The 17,279-nt window shown below is 66.2% G+C and carries 14 protein-coding genes; all 14 read left to right on the plus strand.

Annotated elements, in window-relative coordinates:
* The first annotated feature begins 15 nt into the window (after nt 1-15).
* The 14 genes from AC3WTE_RS14055 (at nt 16) to AC3WTE_RS14120 (ending at nt 17,120) form a co-directional block, all read left to right on the plus strand.
* Nucleotides 16-2,544 carry an ATP-binding protein gene (locus tag AC3WTE_RS14055; RefSeq protein WP_492438357.1) on the plus strand — a complete coding sequence of 843 codons (2,529 nt, stop codon included), beginning with the start codon at nt 16-18 and terminating at the stop codon, nt 2,542-2,544.
* 22 nt (nt 2,545-2,566) lie between these two features.
* Nucleotides 2,567-3,169 (plus strand): ACT domain-containing protein, encoded by a 603-nt coding sequence (locus tag AC3WTE_RS14060; RefSeq protein WP_492438359.1) that lies wholly within the window; start codon nt 2,567-2,569, stop codon nt 3,167-3,169.
* Nucleotides 3,166-5,037, plus strand: a complete 1,872-nt coding sequence (locus tag AC3WTE_RS14065) for a hypothetical protein (protein WP_492438361.1) — start codon at nt 3,166-3,168, stop codon at nt 5,035-5,037. Before AC3WTE_RS14060 ends, AC3WTE_RS14065 begins: the two co-directional genes overlap by 4 nt.
* A gap of 22 nt (nt 5,038-5,059) precedes the next feature.
* Nucleotides 5,060-6,214, plus strand: a complete 1,155-nt coding sequence (locus tag AC3WTE_RS14070; RefSeq protein ID WP_492438363.1) for a C40 family peptidase — start codon at nt 5,060-5,062, stop codon at nt 6,212-6,214.
* A gap of 14 nt (nt 6,215-6,228) precedes the next feature.
* Complete coding sequence (locus AC3WTE_RS14075) at nt 6,229-6,516, plus strand: hypothetical protein (protein WP_492438365.1); 288 nt, start codon at nt 6,229-6,231, stop codon at nt 6,514-6,516.
* Between the two features lie 155 nt (nt 6,517-6,671).
* Complete coding sequence (locus AC3WTE_RS14080) at nt 6,672-7,340, plus strand: hypothetical protein (RefSeq protein ID WP_492438367.1); 669 nt, start codon at nt 6,672-6,674, stop codon at nt 7,338-7,340.
* Nucleotides 7,340-10,147 carry a cell division protein FtsK gene (locus AC3WTE_RS14085; protein WP_492438798.1) on the plus strand — a complete coding sequence of 936 codons (2,808 nt, stop codon included), beginning with the start codon at nt 7,340-7,342 and terminating at the stop codon, nt 10,145-10,147. Before AC3WTE_RS14080 ends, AC3WTE_RS14085 begins: the two co-directional genes overlap by 1 nt.
* A gap of 275 nt (nt 10,148-10,422) precedes the next feature.
* Entirely contained in the window at nt 10,423-10,794 is a 372-nt protein-coding gene (locus AC3WTE_RS14090; RefSeq protein WP_492438369.1) for a hypothetical protein, read from the plus strand.
* The gene (locus tag AC3WTE_RS14095) at nt 10,791-11,918 is read left to right on the plus strand and encodes a hypothetical protein (protein ID WP_492438370.1); all 1,128 of its coding nucleotides are present in this window, start codon (nt 10,791-10,793) and stop codon (nt 11,916-11,918) included. Before AC3WTE_RS14090 ends, AC3WTE_RS14095 begins: the two co-directional genes overlap by 4 nt.
* Before the next feature lie 22 nt (nt 11,919-11,940).
* A complete protein-coding gene (locus tag AC3WTE_RS14100; RefSeq protein ID WP_492438372.1) occupies nt 11,941-13,818 on the plus strand; it encodes an AfsR/SARP family transcriptional regulator in 1,878 nt (625 codons plus the stop codon).
* A gap of 16 nt (nt 13,819-13,834) precedes the next feature.
* Complete coding sequence (locus AC3WTE_RS14105) at nt 13,835-14,071, plus strand: hypothetical protein (protein ID WP_492438373.1); 237 nt, start codon at nt 13,835-13,837, stop codon at nt 14,069-14,071.
* A gap of 10 nt (nt 14,072-14,081) precedes the next feature.
* Nucleotides 14,082-14,774, plus strand: a complete 693-nt coding sequence (locus tag AC3WTE_RS14110; protein WP_492438375.1) for a type VII secretion target — start codon at nt 14,082-14,084, stop codon at nt 14,772-14,774.
* Between the two features lie 48 nt (nt 14,775-14,822).
* Nucleotides 14,823-15,524: a type VII secretion target gene (locus tag AC3WTE_RS14115; protein WP_492438377.1), complete on the plus strand. Its 702-nt coding sequence runs from the start codon at nt 14,823-14,825 to the stop codon at nt 15,522-15,524.
* 12 nt (nt 15,525-15,536) lie between these two features.
* Entirely contained in the window at nt 15,537-17,120 is a 1,584-nt protein-coding gene (locus AC3WTE_RS14120; protein ID WP_492438379.1) for a Fis family transcriptional regulator, read from the plus strand.
* Nucleotides 17,121-17,279: the final 159 nt, after the last annotated feature.

The raw sequence follows: 17,279 nt of genomic DNA on the forward strand, positions 1-17,279 counted from the left end.
AGGAACACCACGCCCATGCCCAGCGCGCTTGACCGCAGCCTGCAACCCACTACCCGCTCAATGGGAAACCTGCGACGCACGACGGACGGTTCAATCTGGGCCGACTACCAGATGACCGGGCTGGCCTACGGATTCACCAGCGAGAAAGACAAATACCAAACCCTGGTCCACCACAAGAACCTGTTCCACAAGCTGCCCAACAACTCCCTGATCACAGCTCCAGTTGCGGCGATGTGCCCGGACCGCATCATGGCCGCCGCCATGGCCGATGGCGTGGACCCCAGCACACACCCCTCCTGGCGCCAAGAGTGCGAAGGTAAGTACGCCCATTTCGCTACCCAGGGCCAGGCCACCGAACGCATCTTCACCCTGAGCTTCCCGGTGACCGCCCCTGAAGTTAGCGACGGCCTTGGCGGCGCCCGGCGCTCCCGCGAGCGCGACCGCCAGGAAATGGTCAGAGCGTTCCAGCAGGCCGCTGACATCGTCGCCAAACTGCCGAGCGTCTTCGACTTCCGTCCGTTGACCACCGCACAAAAGGTCTGGCTCTGGGACCAAGCACTATCTCGCAGCGAGATGACCGAGGTATTCCCCGACGCGGTGACCTCCAACGTGAGCGCCCCGGCCGGTGCATTCGGCGTAGCGCAGTTCGATGAGGGACTGCGCATCGGCACCGAACGCAAATGGCTACCCGGCAGCTTCGCCCAGATGGTGCACATCACCCGGCCCGGCCGTGTCGGGGCCACAGAGTCCTACCAGACGCTCATGGCCATCGAATCCCTGCCAGCGGACGGCATGCTCTTCCCCGGCGCGGAATTCTTCACAATCGCCGACCGGATCGAGCGACGCCGCAAGATCGGCGGTAGAGAAGTCAAGTTCCTCGTCAACGTCGACTGGGCCGTGCGCATCAACAAAGTCCCGCGCGAGCAAGCCGTCACCAACATCAACAAGAAACTCAAGCGGCTCACCGAACAGCTGGGCGAACGCGACGCCGAAATCAGCTTCGCCCAAGATGTCCTGTTCGATCAGCGCGACGATCTCGCCGAATATGTCGGCCTGCTGGAGAAAAACGACAGCGAGATCGCCGTCCTGCTGACGCCGTTCTTCGCGGTGGGCTCCAGCAGCAGGACCGAATGCGAGCACAACGCACTCGCCCTGGCCCAAGGATTCGAGAACAAGCGCATCAAGCTGGTCGCCCCTCCCGGCGGGCAGCGCGAGGCATGGGCAGCCATGAACCCCGGCGGGCACAACCTCAAAATCGTCTCCGATTACGCCCACGAGACAATCAGCGAACACGCCGCCGCCTGCGTCCCGTGCACCACCAACGTGGTCGGCGACGACACCGGACCGATCTTCGCCGAGAACCTCTCCAGCCGACGCCGTCAGCCCGTGCACCTGGCCTGGTGGCGCGAGGCCATCAAAGACGCCTCCCCCTCAGTGGCGTTCTGCGGCGAACTCGGCGCCGGCAAGACCTGGGCCATCCTCACACTGCTGTTCGCCCTGATCGACAACGGCGGCCAATACCTCGCGATCGACCGAACCGACCAGGGCGAATATGCCAACCCCACCAAGACCCTGGGCCGGCACGTCATCGTCGACCTGTACTCCCCGCAGTGGTCGATGGACCCGCTGCGCATCTTCTCCGCCGACATCGGCGTCGAAAAAGCCGTCGAGCTGCTGCTGCCCCTGTTCGGATGCCCGCCAGATTCCCCCATGGGACTGACCCTCGGCGAGCTGCTGCACCCCCAACACGGACTGCGCTCCATCCCCGAGATGCTCAGCGTTCTTCAACGCGGCGTCGACGAGGGCCGGATGAGCGACGGCCGCGCCCTGCCGATGGGCTGGTCCGAACTCTGCCGCGCCCTGTCCTTCTGGTCCACCCGGCGCTACGCGTCCGCCCTGATGGACATCAACTTGCCGCCGATGGACCTCAACGCTCAGGGCATCGTCATCCGCACCAACCGTGTCGAGGTCCCGACCCAGGAGGAAATCAAGTCCGCCGAACCGCTCGACCCATCCAAGGTTTTCGGCCGCGCCATCTACGGCCTGGCCGCCGAGATCGGCCGACAAGCGTTCGGCAACAACAAGAACCGCGTCGGCGCAGTGGTGATGGACGAGGCCTACCACGTCACCAGCTCTCCACGTGGCCTGGCCGCAGTGACCCGCATCATCCGTGACGGCCGCAAAGACAACACGTCCCTGATCCTGGGCAGCCACGACCCGGTCAACGATTACCCCACCAACACCGCGCTGGACCTCATCCCCATCCGGATCGCCATGCGCCACCGCTCCGAGCCGCTGGCCCGCCGCTCATTGAACTGGCTGGGCATCGACCCCGACAAGAGCGAGCACATCCTCAACGACCTGATGACCAACACCTCCCCCAAAGGTGCCGACAACAGGGTTATTCCCGGCCGCGAAGGCGAGGGCTACCTCAAGGACGCCCGCGGCCGCATCGGCCGCATCAAGGTCCTCGGCCCGTCGTCACAACACCGCCGCCTGGCCATGACCACCACACCCCCCGAACAGCGCGACAACGTCGCCTAACCCGTCATCGGAGCACCCGCGCATGAAACCCACCAGCACAGGCATCCGGATCGCGATTGCCGCCGTCTGCACCATTGCCGCGGCGGCTACAGGCGCCGAGCTCGCCACCACCACCGGCTCCACCGACATCGCAGTCACAGAGCACTGCCCGCCGGCGGCGGCCGGGCCGACCGCCAACGGCACCACGGTGATCGCCACCGGCCTGGACATGGGCATCGATCAGCACGGCATCACCACGGCCCTGACCGCCGCCCTGACCGAGACCAGGTTGCAGATCGTGGCCAACCCGAACGTGCCCGCCTCCCTGACGATTCCGCACGATGCCCTGGCCAGCGATCACCTCGGAGTGGGCATCTTGCTCCAACAGCCACCCGGCTGGGGACCGACCGCCACCCTGATGACACCCGGCGGCGCCGCCCACGCCTTCTACGTGGCCATGCGCACGGTCCCCGACTGGCAGACATCGCCACCGGCCCGCCTCGCCCAGCTAGTCCAGCGCGCAACCACCCCCGACCCGTACGCCGCCGAAATCCCCGCAGCGGCGGCGTTCTACCGCACACATGTCAATGACGCCGAAGCCGCCCGAGCTTCCGGATGCACCGCCACCACCGGGAGCCGGCTATGACCTTTCCGACGCTGAGCCTCGACCAGGAGCAGCTGGCCCGCTACGCGGCCTGGACGCGCGCCTGGACTCCCTGGCTGTTGGTGCGCTGGTGCCGACGCCACTGGATCCTCACGGCCACCGTGCTGATCGGCGCTGCCATCCTGCTCGCCGCCGGCCACGCATGGGCCGACTCGGGAACCGGTGCGTCGGACGCACCCGGCGACCCGCTCATCGCATGGATGGGCATCAAAGACACTCAGGGCGTACCCATCGCCAAGTACACCCTCACCCTTAACCAAGGAAACGCCACTCCCAGCGGCGCCGCCAACGGGCTGTTCGCCTGGATCGACTCCATCTTCTACGAAAACGCGCTCATCATCTGGGCGACCGGGCTCTGGATCATCAAGTTCTGCTTGCAATTCCAGTGGCTCGATCTGTTCACCACACCGTTCCAGACGATCGGCGACGGCATCAACAAGGCGATGGACCAAGTCGGTCTCCTGCCGATCGCCCTGGGAATCCTGGCCGTCGTCGTGGTGATCACCGCGCTCGCCGGGAAAGTCGCCAAAGCCGTCTCACACATCGTCATGGCCATGATGATGATCGGTTTGGCCGCAACGATTTTCGCCAACCCGCTTGCAGACCTGCTCGGGTCCAATGGGTGGCTGGCACAGGGCCGCGATACCGGTCTAGGCATCGCCACCACCGTGTCAGGCGGCGCTTTCCACTCCGGCGACGGAAAGGCCGATGTCGATGGCCTGGTCAGCCAACTTGCCGACCGCTTCGTCAGATCCCCCACGCAAATGATCAACTTCGGCCGCGTCAGCGACTCCATCTCCCGCAAATGCCAAGAGGCCTGGACCAACGGCATCAAGAACGACCACGGCGACAACCTCAAAGACGACATGCAGAACTGCGACTCCAAAGAGGGCAAAGCCATGCATGACCGGACGATGGGCTTCCCAGGGACCATCCTGGTCGCGATCGGCGTGGCATGGCTTCTGGGACTGGTCCTGATCGGGTTCGCATGCTTTTTCGTCTGGCACGTCGTCCGGTGCGCAGTGCAGGCGATGTTGTACGCGGCCCTGGCCCCACCTGCGTTCATGATTGGCGTTATCCCTGGCGGCCCAACGGTCTTCGCCTGGAAAACCGTCCTGGACTGCGTCATGGCATACCTGGCCATGATCGTCTACACAGGCGGATTCGGCGCCTACAACGTGGTGCTGGACTCGGTGTTCCACCGCTACAGCGGCTCCCCGATCGAAGCGCTCTACCTGACCTCGTTCGTGTTGGCGATCGGCTTCGCGTTCTTTGGCCCGCTGCACAAGATGTTCACCCGCGGCCGCGACAACATGGCCTCGACCCTTGGACGCGGCACCTTCAACGCCTCCGGCGGCGGCGGACTCAAAGAACTGGTGCATAAGGCAGCTGACGCCGCCCGCATCAAAAAGGAGATCAGCGAAGGAATGGGCTGGGACCGGCGCGGCGGCTCCGGAGGCGGCGCCGGATCCCGGGGGCCGGTCAGCATGGACTCGGACTCGGAATCCTCGACGAGCTCCGCCGATTCTTCCGGCAGCGGCGACGATGGGCACGCCAATGTCGACGCCGACTCGGCCGGCTCCGCCGGCGCGGGCCCGACCGGCGGACCCGCACAGCCGACAACGTTGCCCGACAACGGAACTGGGAACGAATCGGCGCCGAGCACCGGCGGCGGTGCAACCCCGAGCACCGCGCAGCCCGCGGCCGGTCAGCGTTCGGGCAGTCTGCAGGCCGCATGGCAGATCATGCAGCAGCGCCGCCGCGCATCCAACTCACAGGACCGGGAACTGGCCTACAGCGGTGCCGCCCGCGGCGCCGACGGCCGCTACGCCATGTCCGAGAGCGCCTGACAGGTAACGCGTAGTGGAACCGATGGAATGGGCTGCATTCGCCCGCACCGTATGGCGGCACCGTCGCAAGGTGTACGCCGCGCTCGCCGTGCTTGCACCATTCATTCTCACCGGCGCGCTGATACTGCTCGTCGTCCTCGGCGGTGGCGGCGGCATCAGCAACACCGCCGCGGTCATCACCCCGCAATGCCAGAAGCAGCTGCAAGACCACGGCGTCAGCGCCACCCCTGGGGTCTCGTTCGGCGCCGGCCCACTGGCCAACGGCAAGGCCGTCATCGCCACCGGCGTGCGCATGAAGGTCCCCGACAAGGGGATCATCATCGCTCTGGCTACCTCCATGGAGGAGTCCAGTCTGCGCAACCTCGCCAATCCCAATGTGCCGGAATCGATGTCGATTCCACATGAAGGCGAGGGCCACGATCACCTGTCGGTGGGTATCTTCCAGCAGCAGCCTTGGTGGGGGACGATTCGCGACCTCATGACGCCCGGGGTTGCCGCGCAAAAGTTCTACGACCGGCTGTTGAAAGTCGGTGGCTGGCAAGCGATGGCACCGACCGCCGCGGCCCAGGCCGTCCAGGGTTCGGCGTTTCCCGACGCGTACGCCGCCTTTGTTCCGCGCGCGACCGTCTTTTACCACGACCACCTGCAGGAAGTCATCGCCTCATCGGGCGGGGTAGCGCCTCCGGCGGCCGTCGAAGACAACAGCGGCCGCGACGTCTGCGGCGCTCTCGTCGAGGACCCCAACAACAACACCGCCACATCCGAGCCTCGCGCCGGCACCGCGGCCGGGGTTGCTGCAGCCAAAGACGCAGAACGCCAGATCGGGCTGCCCTACGTCTGGGGCGGCGGAAGCCTCGACGGACCCACAGGCGGAGGCTTCGACTGCAGCGGCTTAGTCCGCTTCGCCATCTACCAGGCGTCCAACCACCGCATCGTCCTGCCGCGCACCACCTGGTTCATGGTCGACGTCGGGCGCAGCGTTCCCCGAAACGCCGTCCAGCCCGGCGATCTCGTATACAGCAATCTTGAGCAGGACAGCTCCACCGGCCGATGGGGACCCGGACACGTCCAGATGGTTGTCAACCCCACCACCGTCGTCGAGGCCTACGACTTCGGTGTCCCGGTAAAACTATCCCCCTTCCCGCAGAAATTCCTCGCCATCAAACGCGTTCTCTGAGACAGGAATTCGCTATGCATGTATGGAATATTGAACTGATCCCCAGGCCGGTGTTCGACGGGGCCGGCGTCCTCGGTCTCGTTGCACTGGGCGCGGCCGTCGTGGCAATCATCGTCGGGTCCTGGGCGGCTTGGCGTCACCCGGTGGGCACCGACACCTTCGCCACTGCCCACCTTTCAAAGGCCGTCAAGCACCTCGTGGTGCTCGGACTGATTCTGCTGGTCATCTGGTCAATGCCGTGGACTCTCGCCCACAGTATTCCGACCGGGCCAGTCCCGATCAGTGGTAGTGCACGCTGGTGAACATGAGCTGCCCGGCCCGGCCGACCATGCCCGGGATCGCCGCCGACATTCACCAGCGCAAATTGAAGGCGCCGCAGACACGCCTAACTCTTCGACTTTGACGACCAGCGATCTATCCTGCGCGACAACGCATTCCACGAAAGGGACCGTCCACCATGACCAGAGCACCACAGGTGAGCTCCGCGATTCGCAGAGGCTGGCGGCGGCTGCGTGTGCTGCTGCGCCGAATTCCGCTGCGCACCAAGGTGGGCCTGGTGGTCGCCGCCATCGCGATCGCCGGACTTGCCTGGCAGCACGGCACCCACACCGCCAGCGACCCCACCGACACGTCCAGGACTCCCCACGCCAGCAGCGCACCGCCCGCACCAGTACCCGACGGTGGTGCCAACCCCACACCGAGCAGCCCTTTCCCCCAAGATGATCCGGCCCAGCTGACCCCTGACTCATCGGTGGAGGGAGCCCGCGCCACCGTCCAGCGCTTCGCCGCCAATTTCGCCTCCCCCGCGGGCGGATTCGACGGATGGTATGCCCGGATTGCCCCAGACCTCTCAGCTCAACTGCAGGCTCAATACCGCCTCACCGACATCCGCAACGTCAACGCTGCCACCGTGCAGTCGGTGACAGGCCCCACCGATCACCAGCCCGGCACCATGGCTTTCGTCGTCGACTACAGCGACAACACCCGGGTGCAGATCCGTGTGGACATGGGCGTTGAAGGATGGAAGGTCATCAACGTGGTGCCCGTTGCCGCCGCAACCGAGGACCCCGCCCCCGCCCCGGCCGCCGCCGATACCGCAGCCCCGCCGGCAGGGAGCGGTCAGTGATGGCCCGCAACACCAAACCAGCCCCCACCAAAGCCCTCGCCGTGCGGCCCGGCAATCGCCCTGTCGCCGCCGCGGGAAAGTCTCTGGCCGCAGCTGCCAGCATCGATACCGCTGGACGTCCGTACGCCACTTACAGCGACGAGCTCAACCGCCCCTACATCCCCGGTGAATCCTCCGCTGAACGACGCAAAGCCGCCCAGGGCTGGCAATGGATCACCCTCGCCGCGCTCGCTGTCATCGCCATCATCGGCTACGCCGTCATCTGGCCTGCCGTGGCCAGCGTGCTCTACCGACCGTCCCCGCTACGCAATTACTTGCTGCCCCCGTCGGCAGACCCGATCGCCACCGTCGCCGGCGTCGGCGTCGGTTCCTTCTGGCTGCTGTTCATCGCCGCACCCCTGGCCATCACCGCCTTCGCCGGCATCTGGTGGGCCATGCTGGCTATGTCCAACCACCGGGCCCGCCGCGGCCACCTCGGCCACACCCGCCCCGGCCAACAATGGGCCGGCGAAACCTATCCGACCATCCCACTCATTCTGGCCGCCACCGCGGTCCTGCTCGTCGCCGCCGGCGTTTTGCTGCGTTGGGCCGGACCTGCTGCCACCGTCCTACTGGGCCGGCTGCTCTTGGTCGCTGTCCTCGGCGTTGGCGGCTGGGCCTACGTACAGTTCGTCCGCTGGGCCTACGCCCGCGGCAAGATCACCCGCCAAATCAACGTCATCACGTACCTGCTGTCCCCCGCCCTCAACTGGCCCGACCTGCGTGCGGGCCGCGTCCGTGCCGTCACCTGCTGCTACCCGCGCGGCGAAGACGCCTACCCCGCCAAAGTGAAGCTGTTCTACGGACAGCATCCCCGCAATATCGGCGACGAACTGACCGCCGAAGTGTGCGCGGTCCTGCTGGACACGACCGGCCACACCTACACCCTCGAGCATCAGCCCTTGACCCGGACCCTGCTGGCCACTGAATCCCAAGTCGTCGAAGCCGACCCGATCGGCGGCGCCGAAGCGGTCCTGGCGCCGCTGGTGGCCTTCTGGTTCGACACCACCGCCACGATTCCCTCGATCGTCATGAACGACCCGCCCCTGGTGATCGACGAGGACGGCAACCCGGTTGTCGGAACCGACGTCGACGTTCCCGACCCGGATCAGGCCCAGCGCGCGGCCACCACCGAAGCAGACCGAATCGCCGAGCGGATCAAAGAATTCACCGTCGAATTCATGCTCAACACCAAGGTGTCCAACGGCTACCGCCGCGGCGTGATCGAAGGCATGGTCGCCGACTCGCTCGGTGGCTCCTGGGAAGCTGAATGGTCACTGCCCTCCCGGCGTGCCCGCTTCGTGCGCTACCCCGGACTGCCCACCATGGTGTCCCCGCCCCTGGAATTCCCTGAGGTCACCCGCGCCAATATCCGCAAGCTGTTCAAAAATGCCAAGATTCCGTTCGCCGTCGACGCCTACGGCAACCACATCTATTGGGACTTCACCCAAAGCCCACATTTTTTGATCTCCGGTGCCACCTCCACCGGCAAGACATCACTGCTCATGACCGTGGGCAAACAGTGCGCCCGCCTGGGAATGAACGTCGTATGGATCGACCCGAAAGCAGTCGACAGCCAAGGCCTGCACGACAATCCAAACTTTTCGCTCGTCACCGCAGGATTCGACGACGACGGGATGGTGGGGCACGCGTCCGCACTGCGGTACATCGCCGACACCATGCGCGACCGCATGGAGCAGGTGAAGATCAACCCGAACCGAGCACAGGACTTCGATCCGATCATCGTGGTAACGGACGAGTTCGCGAACCTCGTAATGGAGCTCAAACGCTTCTTTCTGCGCTTCAAAAACTCTTCGGTTGACAAGGGCGCACCGCCGACTGAGGAAGACGTCAACACCATCTTGCGCACCTCCCGCGCGGTGGGCATCCACATGGCGATCGGTATCCAGCGGCCCGATACCAAGTTCATCGAAGGTGAAGCCCGCGACAACACTTCACTGCGAGTGTCTATGGGCCGCCTGCGGTCCAAGGACGCCGCCCTGATGATGTTCGGCGACGCCACCGCCGGCACCCGCATCCAGCCCGGAATCAAAGGCCGGGGCACCGTGCAGCTGCCCGACGGCACCTTCCGCGAAATCCAGGTGTTCTACACCCCCACGCCCCCGGCCACTCCCGAGCAGGAAGCCAAGCTCTCCGACACGGACCGCGAGGTCCTCGCTGCGCTCAACAATGTGGACAGCTTCTGGCCTCGCCGCGTCGTCAACAGTGCACTGCGCGGCTACGACCCCGAGGACCCTGAGCAGTACGCGGAAATGTCGTTCGCCGCGATCCGTAATTCCGAGATCGTCAAGGCCGCCGATCGCCCCGACCTCGACCAACTCAGCGACCAATACATCCGCCCCCGCACCGGCGAGCGCCGGCCCACCATGGACGACGACCACGACGAACCCGACTCCCTGGAGACAGGACCGCCGGCGAGCGAGAACCCCGCATCCGTTCAGGGCGCGTCCTTCGGCCAGCCCGTCGACGGCTTCGCCGACGATTACCTACCGGGAATCGACGACGAGTACGGCCCCCCGGTCACCATCGCCGCCAACGATCTAGAAAAAGGCGACCTGGTCGACCTATCCGTTGACGGTGTCACAACCTGGCGATACGTTCACGCTGACCCGTACGTGACCGACGACGATGACGGCACAGAGCGGCTGGTCATCCCGCACCGGGACCTCGACGACAGCTGCGCCGTAGACGACGTCGACGTCGACCCCTACGAACTGCTGCAGGCCCGAAAACTCCACATCAACTGACAGAAATGAGCGAGCCCATGTCCGAACAACAGAACAGCCCGGGGACGCGCAGCCAGCCCGCTCTCGACGGGGCGGGGACGGCGACCGGACCGCGGCATATCCACAGCCCCACGACCGGAAAAACCGCCGTGGTTCAAGGCTGGTTTGCACGGGCACGAGCCGCCGGATTCGCCGTGGAAATTCGCGACTCCAGGTGCTCACTTCCTCGTCAGTGAGGCAGAGTCGATATGTCCGCGACACCGCCGACCCCGCAGCACCAAACAGGAGAACTCCCCATGGCACCCAAGAAGAAGACCGGCCGCGCCGCCGCCGAAGCCGCATACGCCGATCTGATGAAGACACAAACCACACTCGTCGGCAACGTCGGCGCCGCATTCGAGGAATACGCCACCCTGCTCGCGGCGGCATCCGCAGCCCGCGACCTCTATGAGGAAGCACGCACCGCGGCCATCAAAGGCCAAGCGATTTCCGCCGATCAGCTCGACCAGCTCGGCTACAAGAAGACGCAGCGACTTCCCCAACTCGCCGCCCACCCCGCTGCGGCCGCGCCCATCACACCCAGCTCACCGACACCGAAAAGCACGCAAAGCAACGGAACGCCCACCCCGGCTCTCGCCGGAGCCAGCACCGATGGAGGGACCGCATGACCTCACCCATTGAGCAGCTCGAGCTCGACTCACAAGCCCAGCACCAGAGCTACTACGACCTATTCGGCAAGAGCCCCGCCGACGGCAGCGGATTCCGCGAACTGTCCCAGTACAGCCGAGGCCTCGGCCAACAGGAACGCGACGTTCGCGCCGGGGTCATCAGCGCGAACTTCTCCGATGCCGTCATGGGCCCCTACATTCAGGCCACCGGATTCGACAACAAACCCCTGGACGGCATGGCCGGCGCATCAGATGCCGCCGGCGATGCCACCAACACCAGCGCCCAAACCAACGTCACCGGAGCCAACAACGTCGCGGCCAACAGCCAGGCCGAAGCCGCCGAGATCGCCCAAGTTCCCGACCCTCAATCCCCGGCCGGCCAAGCGGCGATCGCCGCGATCATCGCCAAATACCAAGGCCAGTCCACCGACACGGTCCAAACCGCGGCCACGACCAACCAAGCAGCCGGCCAACAAGCAGCCCAGGGCAACAGCAACGGCAGCAGCGACAACAGCAACAGCAAGGACAACGGGTCCAGCAAGGACAGCGGCAGCGGCAGCGACAGCGGCGGCTCCGGCTCGGGCGGTTCCGGGCTGATGGACATCCTGTCGTCACTGCTCGGCGGCGGTGGCGGCGGCATGGGCGGGATGGGCGACATGATGAGTCCGTTCGGCAGCGGTATGGGTGGCGGCATGGGCAGCCCGTTCGGCGGCGGTATGGGTGGGGCGGACCCCTACGCCATGACCGGCGCGTACAGCCCCGCGGGCGCAGGCGGGGCCGGTGGCGCGCCGGCAGCTGACCCCTTTGCACCGACACCCGGCACGACGCCGGTCACCACAGCCAGCTACACCCCCGGAACCAGTCCGGACCCCTTCGCCTCAACGCCTTCGACCGGAACAGGAACCGGAACCGACGGCTCCTCCACCTCCGACGGCTCCAACCACGGCCAGAACGGTTCCAGCGGTGGCGGTGGCGGGGCGACTACCGGGGCAGCAGCGGCATCCTCATCCGGTTCCTCGGGCGGCCGCACCAACGCCGCATCCAACACCACCTCCAGCGGTCTGGAGACCTCCGACTTCGGCGGCGACGGCGCATCCGCACCACCCGACCCGTCCGGCTCCTGACGACTGAAACCAGGGAAAACGAATGTCAACTGCCTTGAGCAGCAGCGCCATCACATCGTGGTGGTACGGGCAAGGCGGCGCCGAGCAAGCCGTGCGCCGCCTGGAGTCGCTGTACGCCCTGAGCCCGCGACCCAGCCAACCCGGCGTGATCACCGTGCGCCGCGACACGCTCAAGGTGACATTCGTCGAATCCCTCAAAACCCCGCTGCCGCACCCCTGGCGTCCAGCGGGAGACAATGCCTCCGAAATCGACTGCACCACAGTCAATCCCGACCTGCCACCCGATCCGGACCACCCCGTATACGCGGTGGGGTTCGGCATTACCGGCCCCGGCGACCTGTTAGTCCTGAACCTGGCCGCATTCTCACGAATCCGCGTTTCGGGGGACATCGACACCGCCCGAGCCCTGGTGAGCCGCTGGATAGTGGAGATGCTGGCAACCCACCCCAGCACCACCATCGGGGCTTCTTCCGATGTGTGGGACGGGCCCCTGACCCGCCGCATCCACCGCGTCGCCGCCGGACACGTCCCGGGCACCGACGTGTTGATCCTCGGACCACACCTGAGCTATGCCGAGCGCACCCAGATCGTGGAAGGCTCAAGCAGCGGCATCCTGATCGATCTCGGAGCCGACGCGGCGGTGACCACCAAATGGGTGATCACGTGCGACAAAGACCACACCGGCCAGATCCTCAACGAGGACCGCCCTGCCAACCCCACCGATGTCACTCTGATCATCCCCACCAGTGCCGCCATGAAGCAGTGGCCAGGCTGGCTAACCGAACCGGCGACAGGCGCAGCTCCTGCCGGCCCCGAGGCCACCGACCCAGCGCCAGCTCCCGCGCCGGCGGACCCCTCCCCGGCACTCGTCGAGCCCACCGAGACCACCCACGCGCCCGACGACTTCGGCTACGACGACTACTTCGACCCGAACTCCACAGCCTGGGACGTGGACGAACCGCATAGCCCCGTGTGGGCCGACCCGGCCGCCGCCGACCCCGACGCACCACCCGCCGCGATCGCCACAGCAGAGCCCATCGACGACCATGACGAAGACGATCCGATCCAAACCACCCCGCCGACAACAGCTTCCGCCCCCGCCGGCCCGCAGCTGGTCGCGGCGTCACCGGGCACGCAGGCCACTGAACCGCCCCTGCCGGCGACCCAAACGGTAGAAGTCGCCAGAATCTGGAACACCCTGCTGGGGCAAATCACGCTGACCCCCCCACATCCCGGACCTCCCGCCAAGGACCGGGCAAAACGCCACTGCGAGCTGGTGGCCTTCCTGCAGTGGCGCCGATCCTCCGGAGCGAGCGTCGAGGAAATCGTCGGTGCCGTCTACAACGGCGGAACATCGGTGCAATCCCTCACTTCGGCGATGTCACTCCTTCGCCGCTCGCTCGGCGACACGCACCCAGGCGGGCCCCCCGCTCTGCCTCAACGCCCCCGCGGAACCTCCGACACAAAATTCCTGCTGCTGCCCGAGGTGCGCTCCGACTGGATGGAATTCGACCGGCTCGTCGAACCCATCATCCCCACAACCCCGGTGTCCCACCTGGCGGCAGCGATGAACCTGGTCACCGGAGCACCGCTGGGCGGCGTCGGAGACAAGGAGTGGGCTTGGGCCACCGAACTGCGCGAGCGCATCCGCAACCGCGTCGCCGAAACAGCGGTCACCCTGGCCAGCCACTACCACCAAAACGAAAACCACGCGGCCGCACTGCAGATCGCCCGCAAAGGACTCTGGTACGACACGGACCGCCAGGACCTGTGGCAAGTGGCCTTGGCGGCGGCCCTCGACGGCCGCGACGATGCCGCAGTCCGCGACCTGCGCAACCAGTGCATCACCGAAATACCCACAGCCAAAATGGATTCGGCGCTCGCGGCGCTGATCGGATAAACCGGAGGTTAACCCGATGCACGAGATCATTGTCGGCCAATTCGTCGACGACGACGACAACGTGATCACTACCGCCGCCACCGACCCCGACGCACTGTCCTACTCGGTGTACACCAACGGTGAGGCGGCCGATGTCTACGCAGACGAATCTCGTCTGCGCCCACTCGGCGGCGCTGGACTATCCGAACTACTCGTCACGTGCGGCCAAGCAGCGTTCCTGCAGCGCTACGATCCACTATTAAGCAAGGACTGAGGGCTCAGCGATGACACAACTCAACGTCCAGGCGGGCACCCTGGAACGCATGGCCGACCAGTACAAGGATCTCGCGGCCCGCGCCAGCATGATCGGACCTCGTGTCGCCGACGAAGTGCAGCGTGTCGTCGCCACTCACGGCCCGATGGGCTACCCGGTCGCCGTCGGCATCCTGCGCGGTATGGTCGCCGCCGACCAAGCCGCCACTGCCAAGGCCGCGGACTTCGGCAAGCACGCCGAACGGTTCACCGAGCACGCCGCCGCTTACACCGCCGCCGACCGCGCTGGCGCGGCACGTATGAACTCCATCGGCTTCCCGAACACCCCAGACGCGTACAAAGATCCCAGTCCGCCCCCGCCCGGCCAGGCGAACCCGTTCATCTGCTACATCGGCACCGAAGATGGCGATGTCAAGCGCATCTGCCCGCCCGACACCAAACAGGTGTCCTACTTCGACAAAGCCGGCCGCTACGTCATCAAGGACCTGAAAACCGAAGAGACCGAGATACACCCCCTGGGCCCGTCAGAGGGAAATCCCACGGCGTGCTGGCTGCCAAGCGCTGACGCGAATCGGTCCATCTGTGGACCAGGCACAACATCCTGGACCTACCCGCGCGGCGGAAATATCGTCACCGAAGAGATCGGACCGGACGGCAAACACCGCATCGCCTTCAACACCCCACCGGGCCCCCTGGTCCCCTGACCCCGCTGACGCCTCGTCGATATCGAAATCCATTGGGAGGACATCACTATGACGACACCCGAGCCGCTGCTGCCGCCCGCTGAGCCCTACTCGCCCCCGTCGACGTTGCCGCCTTACCCTCCGTACATCAGCGAGCGCCAGGTAGACGGCTCGCATCTGCCGGAGTCGACGCTGGAAAAGCTGCACGGCGATGACGGTGTGATCATCACCCCGCCCAACCAAACACTGGGACCAGCCCCACTTGCCCACGGCCCCAACTACATTCAATCCCCCAACGACCCTCACGTGTGGTACCCCGACAACCGGCCGCTGCCCCCGGGCAGCACCGTCCCGGCCTCCTACCAACCCAACCACACACCCAAGCCAGCCGACACCGACGACAAGAATGCGCCAGCCGACCCGCACGACCCGCAGCACGGCACCAACAACAGCCCCGGCCAGCTCAACGTCAACCCCGCCGACCTGCTCAAGACGGCCGACAGCTACACAGAACTGGCCAACCGGGTCGCCGCCATGTCCCCTCGTGTTGCCGACGAAGTGCAGCGTGTCGTCGCCACTCACGGCCCGATGGGCTACCCGGTCGCCGTCGGCATCCTGCGCGGTATGGTCGCCGCCGACCAAGCCGCCACTGCCAAGGCCGCGGACTTCGGCAAGCACGCCGAACGGTTCACCGAGCACGCTGCGGCCTACTCAAGCCGAGACGCCGAAGGTGCGGCCAACTACGCCGGCATCCAATACCCGACGGTGTAGCCCCAGACTGCGATGACCGGACTCAACCTGGACCCCGACGGCCTGCACCGGGTCGCCGAAGCGTTCCGCTGCACCGCTGCACTGCTCAATGCCGACCTGGGGCCCGACGCTGCCGCCTGCGGCGATGACGCTGTCTCCAAGGCCATGGTCGGCAACCTCAATGCCCGCAAGGGCTGGCTGGCCGAACATCTCAAGGCGGGAAGCGGGCAGGCCCTCTCCGCTGCCGACACGGTCAGCGGCAACGCCCAGGCATACCGGGCCACCGACACCCAGAATGCCGCCGCGTACGGCGCACCCGTCAGTGCCGCGCCCGCGGGCCCTGTGGCCGGCACCAGCGGTGCAGCACCACCCCCGCCGGCCGCGCCACCCGCCCTCAAAGACATCCCCGACATCAGCGGCCACGAGGGCGAACAGCTCGCTCGCCTACTCGAGTCCGGCGCCGGCGTAGGCCCGGTCACCAGTGCCGCATCCCGCGCCGAAGCGGTGGCCACTCAGGCCAACGCCGCCACCGAGAACCTGCTCCTGGCGCAGACCCATCTGATCGCCTCGGGCCAATCAGCACTGCACCCACCGCTGATGGCCCGCATCAGCAACGCCATGGCCTGGACCCAGGGCGTGGCCACGCATGCCGCCGCCTTGTCCGCCGGCTTTACCGCAGCCGGCCTATCGCACCAGATGGTCTCCCAAGGCGTGGGGCCATCGGTGGAATGGACCGTGCTCAAACAGGGTTACTCGGACGCCGTCGCCGAAAACGCCGCCACCGGCGGAATGGCCCAAGGGCTCGTCGACGCTTTCGATACCGCACTGACCACCAAGCAGCAGCAGGCGTCAGCGTCGGCCACCGGATACCAGGGCACCGGGCAACTGGTCAGCACACCACCGGGTGCACTGACCGACCCCGCGCTGAACCCCAACGGGCCCGGCCAGCCGCAACCGGACGACCCGACGAAGAACAAGAAGAAGCATTCCGCCGACGACGTCAACTCCAAGTCCCAGGACATGCTCAAACCGCTCATGGGAGCCCTCGGCCCCATGATGCAATCCCTCGGTAAGGCGAATCCGCTGTCATCGGTCGGCCAACTCGGCCAGGCCCTCAGCCAGGGCCTCGGCCAGTTCGGCAAGGGCGGCCCGGGTCAGCACCACCTACCGACATCGCCCATCAAGCCCGCCGCACTGAACTCTCCGCACCTGGGCGCAGGAAAAGGTGCCGGCGGAGGCGGCGGCATCAAAGGCGGCGGCATCGGTGCAGGGACGCGGCCCGCCGCGGCCTCCGCCTCCCCTCCAACAACCCCGGCATCAGCCAAGCCCGCTGCCACGACCGGCGCTGCTGGTGGTGCTCGGAGCGGTGCCGGCGGCGCATCGATGGGCGGCGGCATGATGCCCATGGGGCGCAAGATGGACAACGGCAAGTCGAAGACCATCAAGAGCCCATACCCCGAGGACAGCCGCACCGAAGTTGAAGACATCGGAACCCCCGGCGTCGTCGGCGACACCACTGCCCGCCCGGCGCCCGTAGTGGACAGCGCCTCCAAGAACGCTGTAATGAACCGGATGGCCAAACGGCAGACGCCAGCCGCCTCCAGCGATGGCGCTTAATACACCTCGCAGCTCGACGAGCACATCACCACCAACCGCCAGATTTGCGCTCAGCCAGCACCGAACTGGCCACCCGGCCGCGCCAACTCCCCGGTGCCGCCGATCAACCCAGCATGTGAGCGCGGGATGTCCGAAACATGTGCCAGATTGAAACCATGA

Source organism: Mycobacterium sp. FW102-FHT13B02, assembly GCF_058790275.1.

What these genes read in the sequence shown, in the direction of transcription:
- AC3WTE_RS14055 (WP_492438357.1), top strand. Translation starts at nt 16, where the DNA reads ATGCCCAGCGCGCTTGACCGCAGCCTGCAACCCACTACCCGCTCAATG.
- AC3WTE_RS14060 (WP_492438359.1), top strand. Translation starts at nt 2,567, where the DNA reads ATGAAACCCACCAGCACAGGCATCCGGATCGCGATTGCCGCCGTCTGC.
- AC3WTE_RS14065 (WP_492438361.1), top strand. Translation starts at nt 3,166, where the DNA reads ATGACCTTTCCGACGCTGAGCCTCGACCAGGAGCAGCTGGCCCGCTAC.
- AC3WTE_RS14070 (WP_492438363.1), top strand. Translation starts at nt 5,060, where the DNA reads ATGGAATGGGCTGCATTCGCCCGCACCGTATGGCGGCACCGTCGCAAG.
- AC3WTE_RS14075 (WP_492438365.1), top strand. Translation starts at nt 6,229, where the DNA reads ATGCATGTATGGAATATTGAACTGATCCCCAGGCCGGTGTTCGACGGG.
- AC3WTE_RS14080 (WP_492438367.1), top strand. Translation starts at nt 6,672, where the DNA reads ATGACCAGAGCACCACAGGTGAGCTCCGCGATTCGCAGAGGCTGGCGG.
- AC3WTE_RS14085 (WP_492438798.1), top strand. Translation starts at nt 7,340, where the DNA reads ATGGCCCGCAACACCAAACCAGCCCCCACCAAAGCCCTCGCCGTGCGG.
- AC3WTE_RS14090 (WP_492438369.1), top strand. Translation starts at nt 10,423, where the DNA reads ATGGCACCCAAGAAGAAGACCGGCCGCGCCGCCGCCGAAGCCGCATAC.
- AC3WTE_RS14095 (WP_492438370.1), top strand. Translation starts at nt 10,791, where the DNA reads ATGACCTCACCCATTGAGCAGCTCGAGCTCGACTCACAAGCCCAGCAC.
- AC3WTE_RS14100 (WP_492438372.1), top strand. Translation starts at nt 11,941, where the DNA reads ATGTCAACTGCCTTGAGCAGCAGCGCCATCACATCGTGGTGGTACGGG.
- AC3WTE_RS14105 (WP_492438373.1), top strand. Translation starts at nt 13,835, where the DNA reads ATGCACGAGATCATTGTCGGCCAATTCGTCGACGACGACGACAACGTG.
- AC3WTE_RS14110 (WP_492438375.1), top strand. Translation starts at nt 14,082, where the DNA reads ATGACACAACTCAACGTCCAGGCGGGCACCCTGGAACGCATGGCCGAC.
- AC3WTE_RS14115 (WP_492438377.1), top strand. Translation starts at nt 14,823, where the DNA reads ATGACGACACCCGAGCCGCTGCTGCCGCCCGCTGAGCCCTACTCGCCC.
- AC3WTE_RS14120 (WP_492438379.1), top strand. Translation starts at nt 15,537, where the DNA reads ATGACCGGACTCAACCTGGACCCCGACGGCCTGCACCGGGTCGCCGAA.